This is a genomic window from Sphingopyxis sp. KK2 (assembly GCF_001990265.1).
In the GTDB taxonomy this organism is placed as follows: domain Bacteria; phylum Pseudomonadota; class Alphaproteobacteria; order Sphingomonadales; family Sphingomonadaceae; genus Sphingopyxis.
On the sequence record NZ_LYVN01000003.1, the window covers coordinates 56462 to 71371 of the forward strand.

Genomic DNA, 14910 nt, shown 5'->3' on the forward strand with positions numbered 1-14910 from the left:
GCCATGCCCAGCACCCGTTCGCCGCACCTGAAGTTCGGCCTGATCATCGCCGCCTTCGCCTTCCTGCTCGACCAGGTCAGCAAGTGGATCGTCATCGCCCCGCTGTCGCTCGAGGCGAAGCGCGTGATCGACATCTTGCCGATCTTCCGCCTGACCTGGGCCGAAAATACCGGGATCTCGCTGTCGCTGTTCGCCGACGGGGGCGAGACGATGCGCTGGATCCTCGTCGCGGTGACCGCCGCGGTGGCGAGCGCGGTGCTGATCTGGATGACGCGCGAAAAGGCTAAGGGCGACGTTTTCGCGCTGGCGCTGATCTTCGGCGGCGCGCTCGGCAACATCGTCGACCGCGTCCGCTTCGGCTATGTCGTCGACTTCGCCGACCTGCATTTCGGCGATTTCCGCCCCTTCCTCATCTTCAACGTCGCCGATGCGTGCATCACCATCGGGGTGCTTTTGCTGGTTGCGCGCGCGCTGCTCTTGGGCGAAAAGGCCCCGAAGGCGGACGACAAGCCCGCCGCGAATTAAACGGGGCGTACAGGAGTGATTTTCAAGTGAACCGGACCACCGCCATCCTTTGCGCCGCCCTGGCCGCATCGACGCTCGCCGCCTGCGGGTCGAACAATCTGTTCAGCCGCGACCGTCCCGACGAAATGCGCGTCTCGCGCCAGGCGCCGCTGATCGTGCCGCCCGACTATTCGCTAACCCCGCCCGCCCCCGGCGCCGCGCGTCCCGGCGGCGAAACCACCGCCGAACAGACGCTGCGCGCGCTCTTCGGCGGCGCCGCACCGCGCAGCGCGACCGAGGGTGCGATCATCGGCAGCGCCGACGGCAACCGCGCCGACCCCGGCATCCGCAGCCAGGTCGGCAGCCCGACCACCGACGTCGTCGACAAGGGCCTCGTCACCCGCGACATCCTCGTCTCGCCCGAAGGCGACGGCCGCGACGCGAGCGCCGCAATCCCCGGCTGATCGGGGTCATCATCGAAAACGGAAACGGGCGGCCTCGGCCGCCCTTTCCATATCCGGCGCCGGGACGGCACGCGACCAGGCCGCATGGTTGCGCCCTCTTCTTCATGCCTTTGCGCCTTTGCGTGAGATTTTCCTGACGCTGCCGAGCGGGATCAGTTGAACAGGCTCGACAGCGCAACCATCGCGACCAGGCTTTCGACCATCGCGCGCGACGCATGGCCAAAGGCGCGCAGCCGGCCGCATTTCAGATGCTGGTTGAACCACGCCGTCTGCAGGAAACCGAACCAAAGGAGGCCGAAGATCGCGAGCGCAGCGCCCGCGAGGATCGACCAGTCGTGCCCCAGCTTGATCAGGATCACCCCGGTCCCGAGCAGCATCGCGAGCACCGCGGCGACATAGCATTGGCTGTAAAAGGGCGCGCGCAGCGTGTCGCGGTTGACCTGCAAGCCCTTCGCCCGCACCAGCCGCGTCGCCATCATCACCGGGAACAGGCTGTAGGTGACGATGCGCAGGATGATCAGGTCGGTGTTGGTGCTGACGAACGCCGACAGCCCGACCTTGCTCGCCACCACCGCGTCATTGCCGACCAGCGCGATCTCGGCGGCATGGACGAGGATCAGCGACAGCAGCAGGAACAGCGGCGGACTCAGCGTGTCGGTATATTGCTGGTCGCTCGCGTCGCCCTGCTCGAGGTCCGAATAATCCATCATCTGCAGCGGCCGCACGAGCGTGCGCCACAAGGTGATCGGGTAGAAGACCAGCCACGACATCACCTCGTACAACAGCTCGTCGAGCGATTGCAGAAGGTTGAAGAAGTTCATTCGGCGGCGTCCGCCGCGGGCGCAAGCCCGGACTGCAGCCAGCGCGCGAAATTGCGGACCGTCGTCGGCCGGTTCCGGTCCCAGTTCGCCCAGCGCTGCCAATCGAGCCCCCGGCTGTCGCAATAATGCTCGAACCAGTCCTGCGGCTCCTCGTCGTCGATCGGCAGGTCCTTTAGATAATCATCGTCGGGATGCGGGGTCAGCCCCGCGTACCAACAACTCCATTCGGGCAGCAGCTCGTCCCACAGGAACTCGGCGACGTCGCGCTCACAATCGCCGGCCAGCATGACCGGAAATTCTTCCCGGCTCGGATTCGGCCGCCGCTCGGCCAGCGCGAGCGCCTGCTTTCTCCATTTTCTGGCCGAGAAAGCCCACAGCAGCAGGTAAAGTCCGACGCAGCCAGCGGCGAACCACCAGCCGTTCAAGCCCGCGCGCCCGCCTCTTCGACACCCGCGCTGTTGTGGCGCAGCGCCTTCAACACCGTATCGACGATCTGCGGCGCGTTGAGCCCCGCCGCGTCATATTGCTTGTCGGGCGAATCCTGGTCCTGGAAGGCGTCGGGCAGGCGCATCGTGCGCAGCTTCAGCCCCGCGTCGATCAGCCCCTCGTCGCTCGCCAGCGTCAGCACATGCGCGCCCAGCCCGCCGACGCTATTCTCCTCGATCGTCACGCAGACCTCATGGTTTGCGAGCGTCTTGCGGATCAGCTCCTCGTCGAGCGGCTTGGCGAAGCGCAGGTCGATCACGCTGGTGGAAAGTCCGCGCGCCTCGAGCGTGTCCGCCGCCTTCAGCGCCTCGGCGAGCCTTGTGCCGAGCGACAGGATCGCCACCGTCTTGCCGCTGCGCACGACGCGCCCCTTGCCGATCTCGAGCTTCAGCGGAACCTCGGGCAGCGGCACCCCGGTGCCATTGCCGCGCGGATAGCGGAAGGCGATCGGGCCGTCGTCATATTCGGCCGCCGTATAGGTCATATGGACGAGCTCGGCCTCGTCGGCCGCCGCCATCACCACCATGTTCGGCAGCGTCGCGAGGTAGGTCACATCGAACGAGCCGGCATGCGTCGAACCGTCGGCGCCGACCAGCCCGGCGCGATCGATCGCGAAACGCACCGGCAAATTCTGGATCGCCACATCGTGCACGACTTGGTCGTAAGCGCGCTGGAGGAAGGTCGAGTAGATGGCGGCGAACGGCCGCATCCCCTGCGCCGCCAAACCGGCGGCAAAGGTCACCGCATGCTGTTCGGCAATGCCGACGTCGAAAGTCCGGTCGGGATGCGCCTTCGCGAATTTGTCGACCCCGGTCCCCGACGGCATCGCGGCGGTGATCGCGACGATGCGCTTGTCGGTGTCGGCGAGCTTGGCGAGCGTTTCGCCGAAGACATTCTGATATTGCGGCGGTCCGGGCGGTGCCTTCGCCTGCACGCCCGTCACGACGTCGAATTTCTGGACGCCATGATATTTGTCGGCCGCCGCCTCGGCGGGGGCATAGCCCTTGCCCTTGACCGTGACGGCATGGATCAGCACCGGGCCATGGTCGCTGTCGCGGACATTTTCGAGCACCGGGATCAGATGGTCGAGATTATGCCCGTCGATCGGGCCGACATAATAAAAGCCGAGCTCCTCGAACAGCGTGCCGCCCATCGCCATGCCGCGCGCATATTCGTCGGTCTTCTTCGCCGCCTTGTGCAAAGGCTCGGGCAGCTTGCGCGCAAAGCGCCGCGCGATCTCGCGCAGCTCGATGAACGGCCGCGACGACACCAGCTTGGCGAGATAGGCGCTGAGGCCCCCGACCGGCGGCGCGATCGACATGTCGTTGTCGTTGAGGATCACGATCAGCCGGTTGCCCGCCGCGGCGGCATTGTTCATCGCCTCATAGGCCATGCCCGCCGACATCGACCCGTCGCCGATCACCGCGATCGCGCGGCCGGGCTCGTCCTTCAGCTTGTTCGCGATCGCAAAGCCAAGCGCGGCGCTGATCGAGGTCGAGCTGTGCGCGGCGCCGAACGGATCGTATTCGCTCTCGCTGCGCTTGGTGAAGCCCGACAGCCCGCCGCCGGTGCGCAGGGTGCGGATACGGTCGCGGCGCCCCGTGATGATCTTGTGCGGATAGCATTGGTGTCCGACGTCCCAGACGATCTTGTCGCGCGGGGTGTCGAACACATAGTGGAGCGCGGTGGTCAGCTCGACCACGCCCAGCCCGCTGCCCAGATGCCCGCCGGTCGTGCCGACGGCCGAAATCATCTCGGCGCGCAGCTCGTCGGCGAACTGGCGGAGGTCTTCGGGCTTCAGCTTGCGGAGGTCGGCGGGGACATCCACCGTGTCGAGCAGCGGTGTGGACGGACGATCGGTCATCGCGCCGTCATACCGGGTGCCGCCGAAGCTGTCGAACGAAAAGGGTCCGGCCGAAACCGCGCTGTCGATAACGCGGCGCGGCGCTACCAATTTGTTTCGAGTTGCAATTTGCCCGCCGATCGACTCAGCTTCGCGCGCGCCCGATCGTGGGGACATCGCGCAGAGGGACCGGCTATGACGACATTCAGGACATGGGCATCGACGATCGGCGGCGTTTGTGCGGCGGCATGCTTCGCACTGGCCCCGGCGCCCGCCGCGGCGCAGACCGACGACGCCAATTACGGCCCCTATGCCGGAACGACCTGGTCGCTCCAGACCGTCAAGAAAGGCACCGGCCAGTGCATGATGATCGCCAACCATGGCGGCATGGGGCTCGACCGCGCGGGGACCAAATTCGTCAAGGAACGCTATGGATCGGGCGGGGTGACGCTGCTCGAATGGACCGGCGCGTGCGACGCGAACGGGCTGATCAGCGGCAAGGGCACGCTCTACATCGACCTTGACGAGACCGGCGACTATTATTCGAAGCGCTTCATCGGCACCGCCGACCGCGGCGTCCTGAACGGTCCGGTCAGCTACAATGCCTATTATGATATCGAGGCCGAGGAGTTCGACGAACTCGACCCCGACCAGCCGGTGACCTTCGTCAACGGCTGCAACAATTGGGCGGGCAAGCGCGCGAACAATTGCGACACCAGGCAAGCCGACCGGCTGCGCAGCGACTATCTCTCGGGACGCGGCACCGCTGCCGCCAAGCCCGCCGCACCCGCCAATCCCAAACCCGCGCCCAAGCCCGTCGCCGCGACCCCGGCCAAGCCGGCAGGCCCCGTGCCGGTCGAGCTGCCGCCGTCGCAGACCGGCACGCTCAACGCCGAGCAGAATGCCGCCGCCGCCGCCTGGCTGAAGGCCGATACCGAGGCAAAGCGCATCCAGGCCGAAAAGGTCGCCGACTTCGAACGCAAAAAGGCCGAATTCGACCGCAAGCAGGCGGAGTATGAAAAGCAGCAGGCCGATTATCGCGCCGCCACCGCCGCGCATCAGGCCGAGGTCGCGCGCATTGCCAAGGCCAATGCCGATATCGACGCGTGCAACAAGGGCGACCGCTCGCGCTGCCCGGCGCCGAACTGACGCGCGCTAGCCGGCGGCGTCGTCCTTGCCGGCTTCGGACGCCTCCTCGGCGCGCTTCGCGGCATCGACCTGCGCATAAAGCCCGCGCACCATCAGGTCGGTGAACACCAGCATGACGCCGATCATGCCGAGCAGCAGCGCGACCGCGGCGACCGGGAACGGCCCGACCGAGGTCATCTGCCCGCTGCGCATCGCGATCGCGAGCAGCACGGCGCCCGCCATCAGCGCATAGCCGATCAGGCGTCCCGCACGGTTCATCGTCTCGTCCTCATAGGCATCCGCACGCCGCTAAAGCGATTTCGAGTGAAATGGAACATTCCACGGCTCGGAAATCACGGCAACGCAAGAATCCGGCGCGCGCCGCCGGCAAAGTCAGCCGCCGCTGCCCTGTCCCCACGGATCGTCACGCCATTTCGTGCGAAAGCTCTTTTCGCGCAGCCGTTCGATCTGCTCGTGCTGCCGGGCCGCGCATTCGGGGGTCCGGTCGCCCGCGCAATCCTCGATCGTTCCCGTCTCGACGCGCGTCGCGGGCGGGGGGTTCTGCAGCGACAGCGCCGACGCCTTGTAGGTGCCGACAAAGGCGCCGATCGGCAGCCCGATCCCCTGCTCGACATCGCGCGACAGCCGGTCGAGCGGCGCCCCGATGCGATAGACCCACGCCGGATCGCCGCAATCGGCGCTCCGACCGTCGCGGCTCGCGGCGGGGACCGGGGCGGCGGCCGGGTCATTGCCGCCGACCAGCACCGGCCCCCGGTCGGCGTCGCTGATGCGCAGCGACACCAGCCGGACGGGCATATCGCGCGGCGCGCCGACGACCTGCGGCCGATAATAGCCATAGGCGACGATGCCGCGCAGGTCGTTTTCGGCGACCGCCGACACGTCCCAGATGACGGGCTCATAGGAGGAGAGGATCAGCACTTCGGGGCCGCGCCCGTCGCCCGTCTCGACCGCGACGCGCATCGGCCGATGTTCGCGAAATTCGCGCGGCCGCTCGCCCGGACCGGGCTCGCCCTCATAGACGCCGAACAGCGCCACCGCCGTTTCGACCGGCAGGTCGGTGCCCAGGCAGCGCGATGCGACCGTGCGTCCCGACAGCGGCGGCGGCGCGGGCGCGCTCGAACAGGCGACCAGCGCGCCCGCCAGGCCCGTTGCCATCGCCATGATCGTGATGCGTCCGCGCATAGCCGCCCCCCTCGCCGTTCGCCGAAGCCTAAGCGGATCAGTCGAAACAAGCGGTTAAGACGGCGCTCCGGCGGCGGGCACGCCATAGTCGGCAAGGTCGACCGCCATGACGTCAGCCGCTATGTCGCGCCGCGCAACATAGCGCGCGGCATGTTTCAGGTCGCTCGCGAGGTGCGGCTTCAGATAGGGTACCGCCGCCATCGGATCGCGCCCCGCCAGCATCTCGCTGATCGCGAGCGCCGACATCAACGCGCGTTCGGACAAATAGCCCTGCGAACCCGACAGATACCATCCGCCGATCTGTCCGGCCTCGGCGGGCGTGTGACCGGCATAACGCGCGCTGTTGCCCAGGAAGATGCCAAAGCCCAGGAACACCGCGGTCAGGTCGGTCAGCAGTTCGTGGCAATCCTCGCCGCCCGGCATCGGACGGTCGCTGCTCGACAGCAGATAATGCGCGACCTCATGCGCCAGCGTCGCGACGAGCGCCGCCTCGTCGCGCAATTGCTGGCGGCTCGCGACGATCTCGGCGAGCCGGCCGCCCTCGCCGTCGTCGACCAACTGGAACGTCCCCAGCGCCCAGCCGGTTTCGGGCGTGATCGCATGCATTTGCGACACCGCGCGCAATTCGGGTTCGCCATCTTCCATGACCAGCCGGACCGGCCAGTCGGATATCTCGGATATGGTCATGATCTGGCGCAGCAGTTCCTCGGCGCGGGCATCGCCGCGAAGCGTGCTGTCGGGAAAACAGGCGCCGTCGGGCGTCGCCAACAGGCTCGCCCGATGCTTGTCGAGGCCATCGAATTCCTCGAGCAGCCAGCGAAAACCGGCGAGCTGCCATTCCCATTCCGCGGCTCCCAGCGGCCGCTTCGGCCCGAACAGCGCCATCAACGGTTCGGGCAGCGGTTCAGGCGCGCGCAAGGCGGCGAAGGGCAGAAACATCGGGTCATCGCCCCGTCATGGGAACTAAATACGGCCTCGACAAGTCTCTGTCTTTCCAAGACCCCTTGCTTCACTTACACCCCTGTCGACAGGGGCAAGACCAACAGGAACCGACACCGCATGCCGATGCCCGCCTTTCTCTCCCGTTTCGCGCTGTCGGCCCTGCTGCTCGCTGCCGCCGCGCCGGCACAGGCGATGGACGGCCCCGCGCTCGGCTATGATCTCGCCGGACTCGATGTGGCCGATGCCGCGCCGATCCGCCCGGCGCCGCTCATCGCGCCCGCCGCCTATCTGCAAGACCGCGAGATCGACGAATCGATTCTGCTGCCCACCGCCTCGCCCGAGGGCGACGACGACGATCGCAAATGGGCCCGCGACTATATCTCGGTCGCCGGCGGCGTGATCACCGCGCCAAGCTACAACGGCTCCGACGACCGCGTGATCCTGCCCGGCTTCTATGTCCGCGGGCGGCTCAGCGGCTTCGCCTTTTCGACCCGCGGCACCAATTTCCAGGTCGACCTGATCCGCCAGAAGCGCGGACAAAAGACCGACCTGAAATTCGGCCCGATCATCAACCTGCGCAGCGACCGCACCGGCCGGATCAAGGATGTGCAGGTCGAGGCGCTCGGCGAAAAGAAGATGGCGGTCGAACTCGGCGTTTCGGCGGGCATCACCCACACCGGCATCGTCACCAGCGGTTACGACCAGGTCGGGCTGCGCGTCGTCGGGCTCAAGGATATTTCGGGCAAGCATGGCAGCTGGGTCGTGTCGCCCACCATCGATTACGGCACCCCGCTGTCGAAGCGCGCCTTCATCGGCGTCTCGGCGTCGACGAACATCTATGGCAAGGGCTTCGGCCGCTATTATTTCGATGTCGATCCGCTCGGCAGCGCCGCGAGCGGCCTGCCGGTCTATAATCGCGCCGGGGCCAAGGCCACCGCGGGCAAATATACGCTCGGCATCGCGGGCGCCTATGGCCTGTCGGGCGACCTGCGCAAGGGCTTCGTGCTGATCGGCGGTGCGCAATATGGCCGCATGCTCGGCCGCTACGCCGATTCGCCGATCGTCGCCGACGCGGGCAGCGTCGACCAGTGGCTCGGCGGCATCGGCCTCGCCTACCAGTTCTAGGCGGAACCTTCTTCCACGGTTCCGCGCATTTCGGGGGGAATGCGAATGGACGAAGCGCTTATCCTGCGAATCATCCCGTGGTTCTTCGCGGGGATCGGGCTGCTCTTCGCCGGCATCGGCCTGTCGATGGCGCGGACCGAAATGCGCGGGCGCCGCTGGCACGAGGTCGAGGGCCGGGTCATCGGCCACGACAGCCACTGGAGCACCGACAGCGACGGCGACCGCACGCTGATGCACACCGCGACGATCGAATATCGGCTCGCGGGGGTGACGAAACAGATGCCTGACAGCCTGTCGACCAACCGCCCCAAGCCGGTCGGCAGCATCATGCGCGTGCGCTACAACCCCGACGATCCGAATGACGTCATGGTGTGGGCGCCGCTGCGCAACGGCTGTTTCATCGGCATGTTCGTCGGGCTCGGCTCGCTCTTCGCGTTGGTCGGCGGTGTTTGGATTTTGGTGGCGGGCACCTATTGACGCCAGGCGAGTGCTGCGCCGCAGATGTCGGCGAAATTTATTTCACACGAAGGCACAAAGGCACGAAGACGTTGCTCGCGGCCGAAAGGCCGCTTTTTCATCCTCGCCGCGGCATGGCGTTCCCGTTGGAGAAAGAGGCCGCTTCGCGGTCTGCTCGACCTCTTCGTGCCTTTGTGCCTTCGTGTGAGACAAATAAAATCCCGACCCGCCGCGTTCGAACGAAACGCGCGCAGCAAGCCCCTTCTCGCCTAAGCCAATCCGGCGATCCGCAGCCGCGCCTTCATCGCGTCGACGAACAGCCGCACCGACGGCAGCGCGGCGCGCGAGGGTTCGAAGAGCAGATGGACGGGCAGCACAGGCGGCTGCTCGGCCGCGAGCAGCGATATCAGCCGTCCGGCGTCGACCGCGTCCATCACCTGGTAACTCAGCAGGTTCGCGATCCCCACCCCCGCCTCGGCCGCCGCCATCGCGCCGTCGACGGTGTTGACCACCAGCCGCGGCCGCGCCTCGAGCTTCAACCGCGTGGCGGCAAATAGCCACTCGCTCCCCGCGCGCGGCCCGTCCATCGCGATCAGCGCATGGTCCGCAAGATCGCTTACCGCCGCCGGGGCGCCGTGCCGCGCCAGATAGGCGGGGCTCGCCACCAGCATCTGGCGCACCGTCCCGATGCGCACCGCCTTCAGGCTCGAATCGGCGAGCGGCCCGATACGCAGCGCGACGTCGATCCCCTCCTCGACGATGCGGACGTTACGATCGACCAGCATCATCCGCGCGGTCAGCGCGCGATGTTCGGCGAGCAACGCGCTCACCACCGGCAGCATATGCAGCCGCCCGAACATCACCGGCGCGGTCAGATAAAGCTGCCCGCGCGGCTCGGCCGCCGCACCGCGCACGTCGCGCTCGGCGCCCGCGAGATCGGCAAGGATCCGCCGCGCCTCGCCAAGGAACGCCGCACCGGCATCGGTCAGCGCCACCGCGCGCGTCGAACGATGGAACAGGCTCGTCCCGAGCCGTGCCTCGAGCGCGGCAATCCCGCGCGTCACCGCAGGCGGCGAACTGCCGAGCTTGCGCGCCGCCGCCGCGAAGCCGCCCTCGCCCGCCACCGCGACGAACATTTCCAGCGTCAGCAACCGGTCCATCGATTATTCCGATATTCGCAATGAAGTCGTGCAATCTTCGCCGATTATCATCGATCGAGCAATGACCTACTTCGGTCGGCGAAAGGAGCCGACCGATGGCCCGCAATTATCGCACCACCCTCTTCGACGAAGACGTCCGGCACTTGCAGGAAATCCACGGCTCGCGCGCCTCCTATGCCAAGCTCGACGCCGGCGCCGACGGCAGTCCCGACCTGCTCACCGCGAAGGAGATCGGCTTCATGGGCGAGCGCGACAGCTTCTATATGGCAAGCGTCAATGCCGAGGGCTGGCCCTATATGCAGCACCGCGGCGGCCCCGCCGGCTTCCTGCGGCATATCGAGGGAAACCGCATCGGCTTCGCCGACTATCGCGGCAACAAGCAATATATCAGCACCGCCAATCTCGCGCACAACGACCGGGTGTCGCTGTTCCTGATGGATTATCCGAACAGGGAACGGCTCAAGCTGATCGGCCACGCCCACAGCGTCGAGCGTGCCGCCGACCCCGAACTCGTCGCCTCGCTGATGCCCGAGGGCTATCGCGCGGTCCCCGAGCGCGCCTTCCTGATCGATATCATCGGCTGGGAATGGAATTGCTCGCAGCACATCACCCCGCGCTTCACCGAGGCCGAAATCTCGGCCGCGATCAAGCCGATGGCCGCCGAACTCAATCAATTGCGCGCCGAACTCGCGGCGCTTCGAGCCGAAAAGGACAAGACATGACCCAATCCCTCACCCAGGGCGCCCACCATATCGGCCTCGCCGTCCGCGACGTCGCCGAAGCGCGCGACTTCTTCGTCGGCGCACTCGGCTTTGTCGTCGCCGCCGAGCGTCCCGACTATCCCCGCGATCTTCGTCTCCGACGGCACGACCTTGCTCACGCTGTGGCAGGTCGCCGATCCCGCTACGGCAACGCCGTTCGACCGCCGCGCCAACATCGGCCTCCATCATCTCGCGCTCCGCGTTGCCGACCTCGACGCGCTGCGCACCGTCTTCGCGCGCGTCCAGGGCTACCCCGGAGTCGTCATCGAATTCGACCCCGAGCCGATCCGCGAGGGCGCGACGACGCATCATTTCATCGCTACCATGCCCGGCGGCATCCGCATCGAATTCGCCACCCCCTTCGCCTGAGGAGCAAGGCCATGCCCTATGTGAATATCCGCATCACCCGCGAAGGCGCGACCCCCGAGCAAAAGGCCGAGCTGATCGGCGGGGTCACCGACCTGCTGGTGCGGGTGCTCGGGAAAAATCCCGCCACCACGGTCGTCACGATCGACGAGATCGATCTGGACAATTGGGGCATCGGCGGGCTGCCCGTCCTCGACTATCGCGCCGCACAGACGGCGAAGGAGGCGGGGCGATGACCGCAAACAACAGCGCCCCCGCCTTCGCGCTCATCATGCTGCTCACCGGCATCGGCATCCCGGTCCTCGCGGCGCTCAACGGCGGGCTCGGGACAAGGCTCGGCAGCCCGATGGCCGCCTCGATGATCCTCTTCGGCCTCGCCTTCCTGATCGCGACCGCGGGCGCGCTGCTCACCGGGTCGGTCGGGCAGGTGCGTTTCACCAGCGACATCCCCGCCCAATTCTACTTCGGCGGGCTGTTCGTCGCTTTCTATGTGATCGCGGTGACCTTCATCGCGCCCAAGTTCGGGGTCGGCAATGCGATCTTCTTCGTGCTCGTCGGCCAGCTCGTCAGCGCCGCGACGATCGATCATTTCGGCCTGTTCGGCGCGCTACGCTCGGCGATCGACATGAAGCGCATCGCCGGCATCGCGCTGATGATCGCGGGGGTCTGGCTGGCGAGGCGCACGGCGTAAAGCGCCGCCTGTAGGTCCAGCGCGTCGCCTGCGACCGGTCGATCCGCGAGGTCGTCGCGGTCAGCGTGTCGTCGTCGCGGACATAGGCGATGCGCTTCGTATAGTCATGGCCCGCATTTTCGAAGGTCGCGCTGCTCGCATCATGCCGCACCAGCCGGAACGAGACCGGCGCCAGCCGCAGAAACTCCCACTCGCCAAGCTTCTCGCCCGCGCCCGGTCGGCTATTCCCCAACATCAGCGCCACCCAGCTTTCCTCAGTCCAGCGCCCGCCAGACTTGGCTCTGCCAAGGCCGCCGTGGCTATCGCCAAGAACACCTTATATACGCCTCCCCGATCAAGAAGTGCCAACATGAGCGCGATCCGTTTTCGCTCGGCTAGTCCCATCCCCACGTGACAGTGACCTTTTCAGATCTACTCCGAACCTGTTCCGAATAAACCTATCCTGTGAGAGATCCGTCGCTCCCACGAAATGTCGAGCGCTTTCGACGATCCAGCGATTAACGGCCGTGACAAGCTCCTTGTCGGTCATCCGGCCGATCCGATCAAATGTCTCGCGCCTCACCGTCATCACCAACAGGCGACGAGGAGAAATGGGCATGGCGAAATGCCCGTTTTCCACGAGAAGCCCGTTTGTCCGAGCCAGGAAATCGTCCGATATCAGAAATTGCGGTACTGACGGGCCAGTATCCATTATCCTATAGTGAAGCTCGTTTAATATACGGACAACGCGTTCGCTAGAAAATATTCCAGGAAGAGTCCTGAGAACGGACCTTTCTATGTCTCCTTCCGTCTGCAAGGAAACATAGTCTTCGAATAAATCTGGATCTGAAATGCTCTTCAGTTCTTGATAGCGATCTCTGGCTGCGTCGAGAGCCGCCAGCCATTCCTGAGCGCCACTTTCTTTGACGGCTCGAAGCCCTTCCGGCGTCCTATAGAATTGGGCGCGAACAAAAACGCTCCATGCATTGACATCTTCGCCCGTCAACTCGCCCGGAGGCTCATCGTTCAGTTTCCGGAAGACATTGGCCGCACAACTGTCAATTTGCTGAAATACGCGAGTCTCCAGCCAGTGTCGCTCCAACAACTTCTCGTTAGGCGAATCATAGAGATTTCGGCTGAATCCCATTTGGCTTGGAAATACCCGCCGTACTGCGATCTTTTTTGGCGTCGGTCGAGTGTACCGTTCCAAGCGGCCATCTGCACCTGCCCATTCTCGAAGATAGAACTCGGGAACGTAGTGATGCTTTGCAGGATCAGCTTGCAAGGCTTTTCATTCAGCCTCCAGCTCGGCCATCCGCGCCTTGTGGTGGCGCGTGCGGGTGACGATCACCCACAGCAGGATCAGCCAGCCGATGCCGAGGCAGACCCATCCCCAGCTTTCGGTCGCGAGCGGCCCGATCACCATCGGCCCGCCGCTCTGCGGCCAGGCCCAGAGGCCGAGCGAGGCGAAGACGAACAAGAACCCCACCATGCGCGGGGCGCGGGCGATGCCGCGCAGTTCGCGGCGATAGGCGGCACGCTCGGCGGCGGCAGGATCGGTATCGGTCATCGCGCTCCCCTGCCACAAAGCCCGGTGTACGCCAAGCGCGACGCCCCCGCGCCGTGCTAACCCGCCGGTAAACTCTCGCTCTTATGCTCGGCGCTTCTTTGGGGGGAAGTCACATGTTCCAGCCGGGCCCTTCGGCCTTCGACGTGGCGGTGCCGATGGGCGAAGCGCGGCTCGCCGAAATCCTCGGCGCCTTCTCCTATGCGCTCGACCTTACCGAGGGCCAGCCCGCGGGGCACAGCGTGCGCGCGGCGTGGATCGGCACCTATGTCGCGCTCGCCGCCGGGCTCGACGGCGCCGAACTCGCCGACTGCCTCTATGCCGTGCTGCTCAAGGACCTCGGCTGTTCGAGCAACGCCGCGCGCGTCGCCGGCCTGTTCCTCGGCGACGACCGCAGCCTCAAGCACGGCTTCAAGCTGATCGGCCCCGACGGCGCCGATTTCCTCGCCTTCATCGAGGCCGAGGTCGGCGCGCAGGAAGAAGCCGCCGCGCGCCAGGCGGCGCTCGACCATCTCCATGGCAACGCCGCGCCGATCCTGACCGGCTTCATCCAGACCCGCTGCACGCAGGGCGCGAGCATCGCGCGGCGGCTGCGCTTTTCGGATCGCGTCGCGGGCGGCATCGCGTCGCTCGACGAACATTGGGACGGCGGCGGCCTGCCGCGCGGGCTGTCGGGCACCGCAATTCCTTTGCTCTCGCGCATCGCGCTGCTCGCGCAGGTCGCCGACGTCTTTTTCATGGCGGGCGGCCCCGCGCGCGCGATGGCCGAGGTCGCGGCGCGCAGCGGCAGCTGGCTCGACCCCGAACTCGCCGCGATCTTCGCCGACCTCGCGAGCGACCCCGCCTTCTGGAACCAGCTCGCCGCGCCCGACATCGATGCGCGGCTCTTCGCGCTCGAACCCGCGCAGGCGCGCGTCGCGGTCGACGAGGCCTGGCTCGACGATATCGCGATCGCCTTCGGGCAGGTGATCGACGCCAAAAGCCCCTATACCGGCGGCCACAGCGAGCGCGTCGCGTTGCTCACCGACCGCGTCGCCAAGCATCTCGGCATCGCGTCGCCCGAACGCCGCCGGCTCGTGCGCTGCGCGATGCTCCACGACATCGGCAAACTCGGGGTCAGCAACCGCATCCTCGACAAGCCCGGCCGCCTCGACGCGAGCGAATGGGCGGTGATGCAGGGCCATGCGCAGGCGACCACCGACATCCTCTCGCGCATCGGGGTGATGCGCGACATGGCGCTGATCGCGGGGTCGCACCACGAACGGCTCGACGGCACCGGCTATCCGCTCGGCCTCGACGACAGCACGATATCGATGGAAACGCGCATCGTCTCGGTCGCCGATTTCTTCGACGCGCTCACCGCCGACCGCCCCTATCGGCCTGCGATGCCGGTCGATCAGGCGCTGTCGATCAT

At 66.3% G+C, this 14910-nt stretch carries 19 protein-coding genes; 10 read left to right on the forward strand and 9 right to left on the reverse strand.

The window, feature by feature from the left end; genetic code table 11:
* Positions 1-3 precede the first annotated feature (3 nt).
* Both lspA and B1A78_RS01070 read left to right on the forward strand, forming a co-directional pair.
* Positions 4-525 (forward strand): signal peptidase II, encoded by a 522-nt coding sequence (lspA, locus tag B1A78_RS01065; RefSeq protein WP_077145188.1) that lies wholly within the window; start codon positions 4-6, stop codon positions 523-525.
* A 26-nt stretch (positions 526-551) separates the two neighbouring features.
* Positions 552-968 carry a DUF3035 domain-containing protein gene (locus tag B1A78_RS01070; protein WP_077145189.1) on the forward strand — a complete coding sequence of 139 codons (417 nt, stop codon included), beginning with the start codon at positions 552-554 and terminating at the stop codon, positions 966-968.
* Between the two features lie 152 nt (positions 969-1120).
* On the opposite strand, the gene B1A78_RS01075 is transcribed toward B1A78_RS01070, so the two are convergent.
* The 3 genes from B1A78_RS01075 to dxs are packed head-to-tail and all read right to left on the reverse strand — an operon-like array spanning position 1121 to position 4139.
* Positions 1121-1789 carry a hypothetical protein gene (locus B1A78_RS01075; RefSeq protein ID WP_077145190.1) on the reverse strand — a complete coding sequence of 223 codons (669 nt, stop codon included), beginning with the start codon at positions 1787-1789 and terminating at the stop codon, positions 1121-1123.
* Positions 1786-2214 (reverse strand): hypothetical protein, encoded by a 429-nt coding sequence (locus tag B1A78_RS01080; protein WP_077145191.1) that lies wholly within the window; start codon positions 2212-2214, stop codon positions 1786-1788. The genes B1A78_RS01075 and B1A78_RS01080 overlap by 4 nt, the downstream gene beginning before the upstream one ends.
* Positions 2211-4139: a 1-deoxy-D-xylulose-5-phosphate synthase gene (gene dxs / locus B1A78_RS01085; protein WP_077145209.1), complete on the reverse strand. Its 1929-nt coding sequence runs from the start codon at positions 4137-4139 to the stop codon at positions 2211-2213. The genes B1A78_RS01080 and dxs overlap by 4 nt, the downstream gene beginning before the upstream one ends.
* A 174-nt stretch (positions 4140-4313) precedes the next feature.
* Here dxs and B1A78_RS22450 point away from each other — a divergent pair, with 174 nt between their 5' ends.
* Complete coding sequence (locus B1A78_RS22450; RefSeq protein WP_077145192.1) at positions 4314-5267, forward strand: cell envelope integrity protein TolA; 954 nt, start codon at positions 4314-4316, stop codon at positions 5265-5267.
* 6 nt (positions 5268-5273) lie between these two features.
* Here the strand turns inward: B1A78_RS22450 and B1A78_RS01095 are convergent, their stop codons facing one another.
* From B1A78_RS01095 to B1A78_RS22460, 3 genes are all read right to left on the reverse strand, one after another.
* Positions 5274-5525: a hypothetical protein gene (locus B1A78_RS01095; protein WP_077145193.1), complete on the reverse strand. Its 252-nt coding sequence runs from the start codon at positions 5523-5525 to the stop codon at positions 5274-5276.
* A 114-nt stretch (positions 5526-5639) separates the two neighbouring features.
* A complete protein-coding gene (locus B1A78_RS22455) occupies positions 5640-6449 on the reverse strand; it encodes a hypothetical protein (protein WP_077145194.1) in 810 nt (269 codons plus the stop codon).
* 54 nt (positions 6450-6503) lie between these two features.
* The gene (locus tag B1A78_RS22460) at positions 6504-7388 is read right to left on the reverse strand and encodes a hypothetical protein (protein WP_077145195.1); all 885 of its coding nucleotides are present in this window, start codon (positions 7386-7388) and stop codon (positions 6504-6506) included.
* A 120-nt stretch (positions 7389-7508) separates the two neighbouring features.
* Here B1A78_RS22460 and B1A78_RS22465 point away from each other — a divergent pair, with 120 nt between their 5' ends.
* Both B1A78_RS22465 and B1A78_RS01115 read left to right on the forward strand, forming a co-directional pair.
* Positions 7509-8516, forward strand: a complete 1008-nt coding sequence (locus B1A78_RS22465) for a MipA/OmpV family protein (protein WP_179101948.1) — start codon at positions 7509-7511, stop codon at positions 8514-8516.
* A 45-nt stretch (positions 8517-8561) separates the two neighbouring features.
* A complete protein-coding gene (locus B1A78_RS01115) occupies positions 8562-8993 on the forward strand; it encodes a DUF3592 domain-containing protein (protein WP_077145196.1) in 432 nt (143 codons plus the stop codon).
* A 248-nt stretch (positions 8994-9241) separates the two neighbouring features.
* On the opposite strand, the gene B1A78_RS01120 is transcribed toward B1A78_RS01115, so the two are convergent.
* The gene (locus tag B1A78_RS01120) at positions 9242-10132 is read right to left on the reverse strand and encodes a LysR substrate-binding domain-containing protein (RefSeq protein ID WP_077145197.1); all 891 of its coding nucleotides are present in this window, start codon (positions 10130-10132) and stop codon (positions 9242-9244) included.
* Between the two features lie 95 nt (positions 10133-10227).
* Here B1A78_RS01120 and B1A78_RS01125 point away from each other — a divergent pair, with 95 nt between their 5' ends.
* The 4 genes from B1A78_RS01125 to B1A78_RS01140 all read left to right on the forward strand — a co-directional run bounded on the left by B1A78_RS01125 (position 10228) and on the right by B1A78_RS01140 (position 11950).
* Positions 10228-10854 carry a pyridoxamine 5'-phosphate oxidase family protein gene (locus B1A78_RS01125; protein ID WP_077145198.1) on the forward strand — a complete coding sequence of 209 codons (627 nt, stop codon included), beginning with the start codon at positions 10228-10230 and terminating at the stop codon, positions 10852-10854.
* 90 nt (positions 10855-10944) lie between these two features.
* Positions 10945-11262 carry a VOC family protein gene (locus B1A78_RS01130; RefSeq protein WP_256837381.1) on the forward strand — a complete coding sequence of 106 codons (318 nt, stop codon included), beginning with the start codon at positions 10945-10947 and terminating at the stop codon, positions 11260-11262.
* A gap of 11 nt (positions 11263-11273) precedes the next feature.
* The gene (locus B1A78_RS01135) at positions 11274-11495 is read left to right on the forward strand and encodes a 4-oxalocrotonate tautomerase family protein (protein ID WP_077145199.1); all 222 of its coding nucleotides are present in this window, start codon (positions 11274-11276) and stop codon (positions 11493-11495) included.
* Positions 11492-11950 (forward strand): DMT family transporter, encoded by a 459-nt coding sequence (locus B1A78_RS01140; RefSeq protein ID WP_077145200.1) that lies wholly within the window; start codon positions 11492-11494, stop codon positions 11948-11950. Before B1A78_RS01135 ends, B1A78_RS01140 begins: the two co-directional genes overlap by 4 nt.
* Positions 11951-12284: 334 nt before the next feature.
* On the opposite strand, the gene B1A78_RS01145 is transcribed toward B1A78_RS01140, so the two are convergent.
* Together B1A78_RS01145 and B1A78_RS01150 are read right to left on the reverse strand one after the other, a co-directional pair.
* Positions 12285-13214, reverse strand: coding sequence for a DUF4238 domain-containing protein (locus B1A78_RS01145; RefSeq protein ID WP_077145201.1), 930 nt, complete (start codon positions 13212-13214; stop codon positions 12285-12287).
* A 6-nt stretch (positions 13215-13220) separates the two neighbouring features.
* Positions 13221-13499 carry a hypothetical protein gene (locus B1A78_RS01150; protein ID WP_077145202.1) on the reverse strand — a complete coding sequence of 93 codons (279 nt, stop codon included), beginning with the start codon at positions 13497-13499 and terminating at the stop codon, positions 13221-13223.
* 113 nt (positions 13500-13612) lie between these two features.
* Here B1A78_RS01150 and B1A78_RS01155 point away from each other — a divergent pair.
* Positions 13613-14910: HD-GYP domain-containing protein (locus tag B1A78_RS01155; protein WP_077145203.1), on the forward strand; the 1298-nt coding region annotated here is incomplete at its 3' end.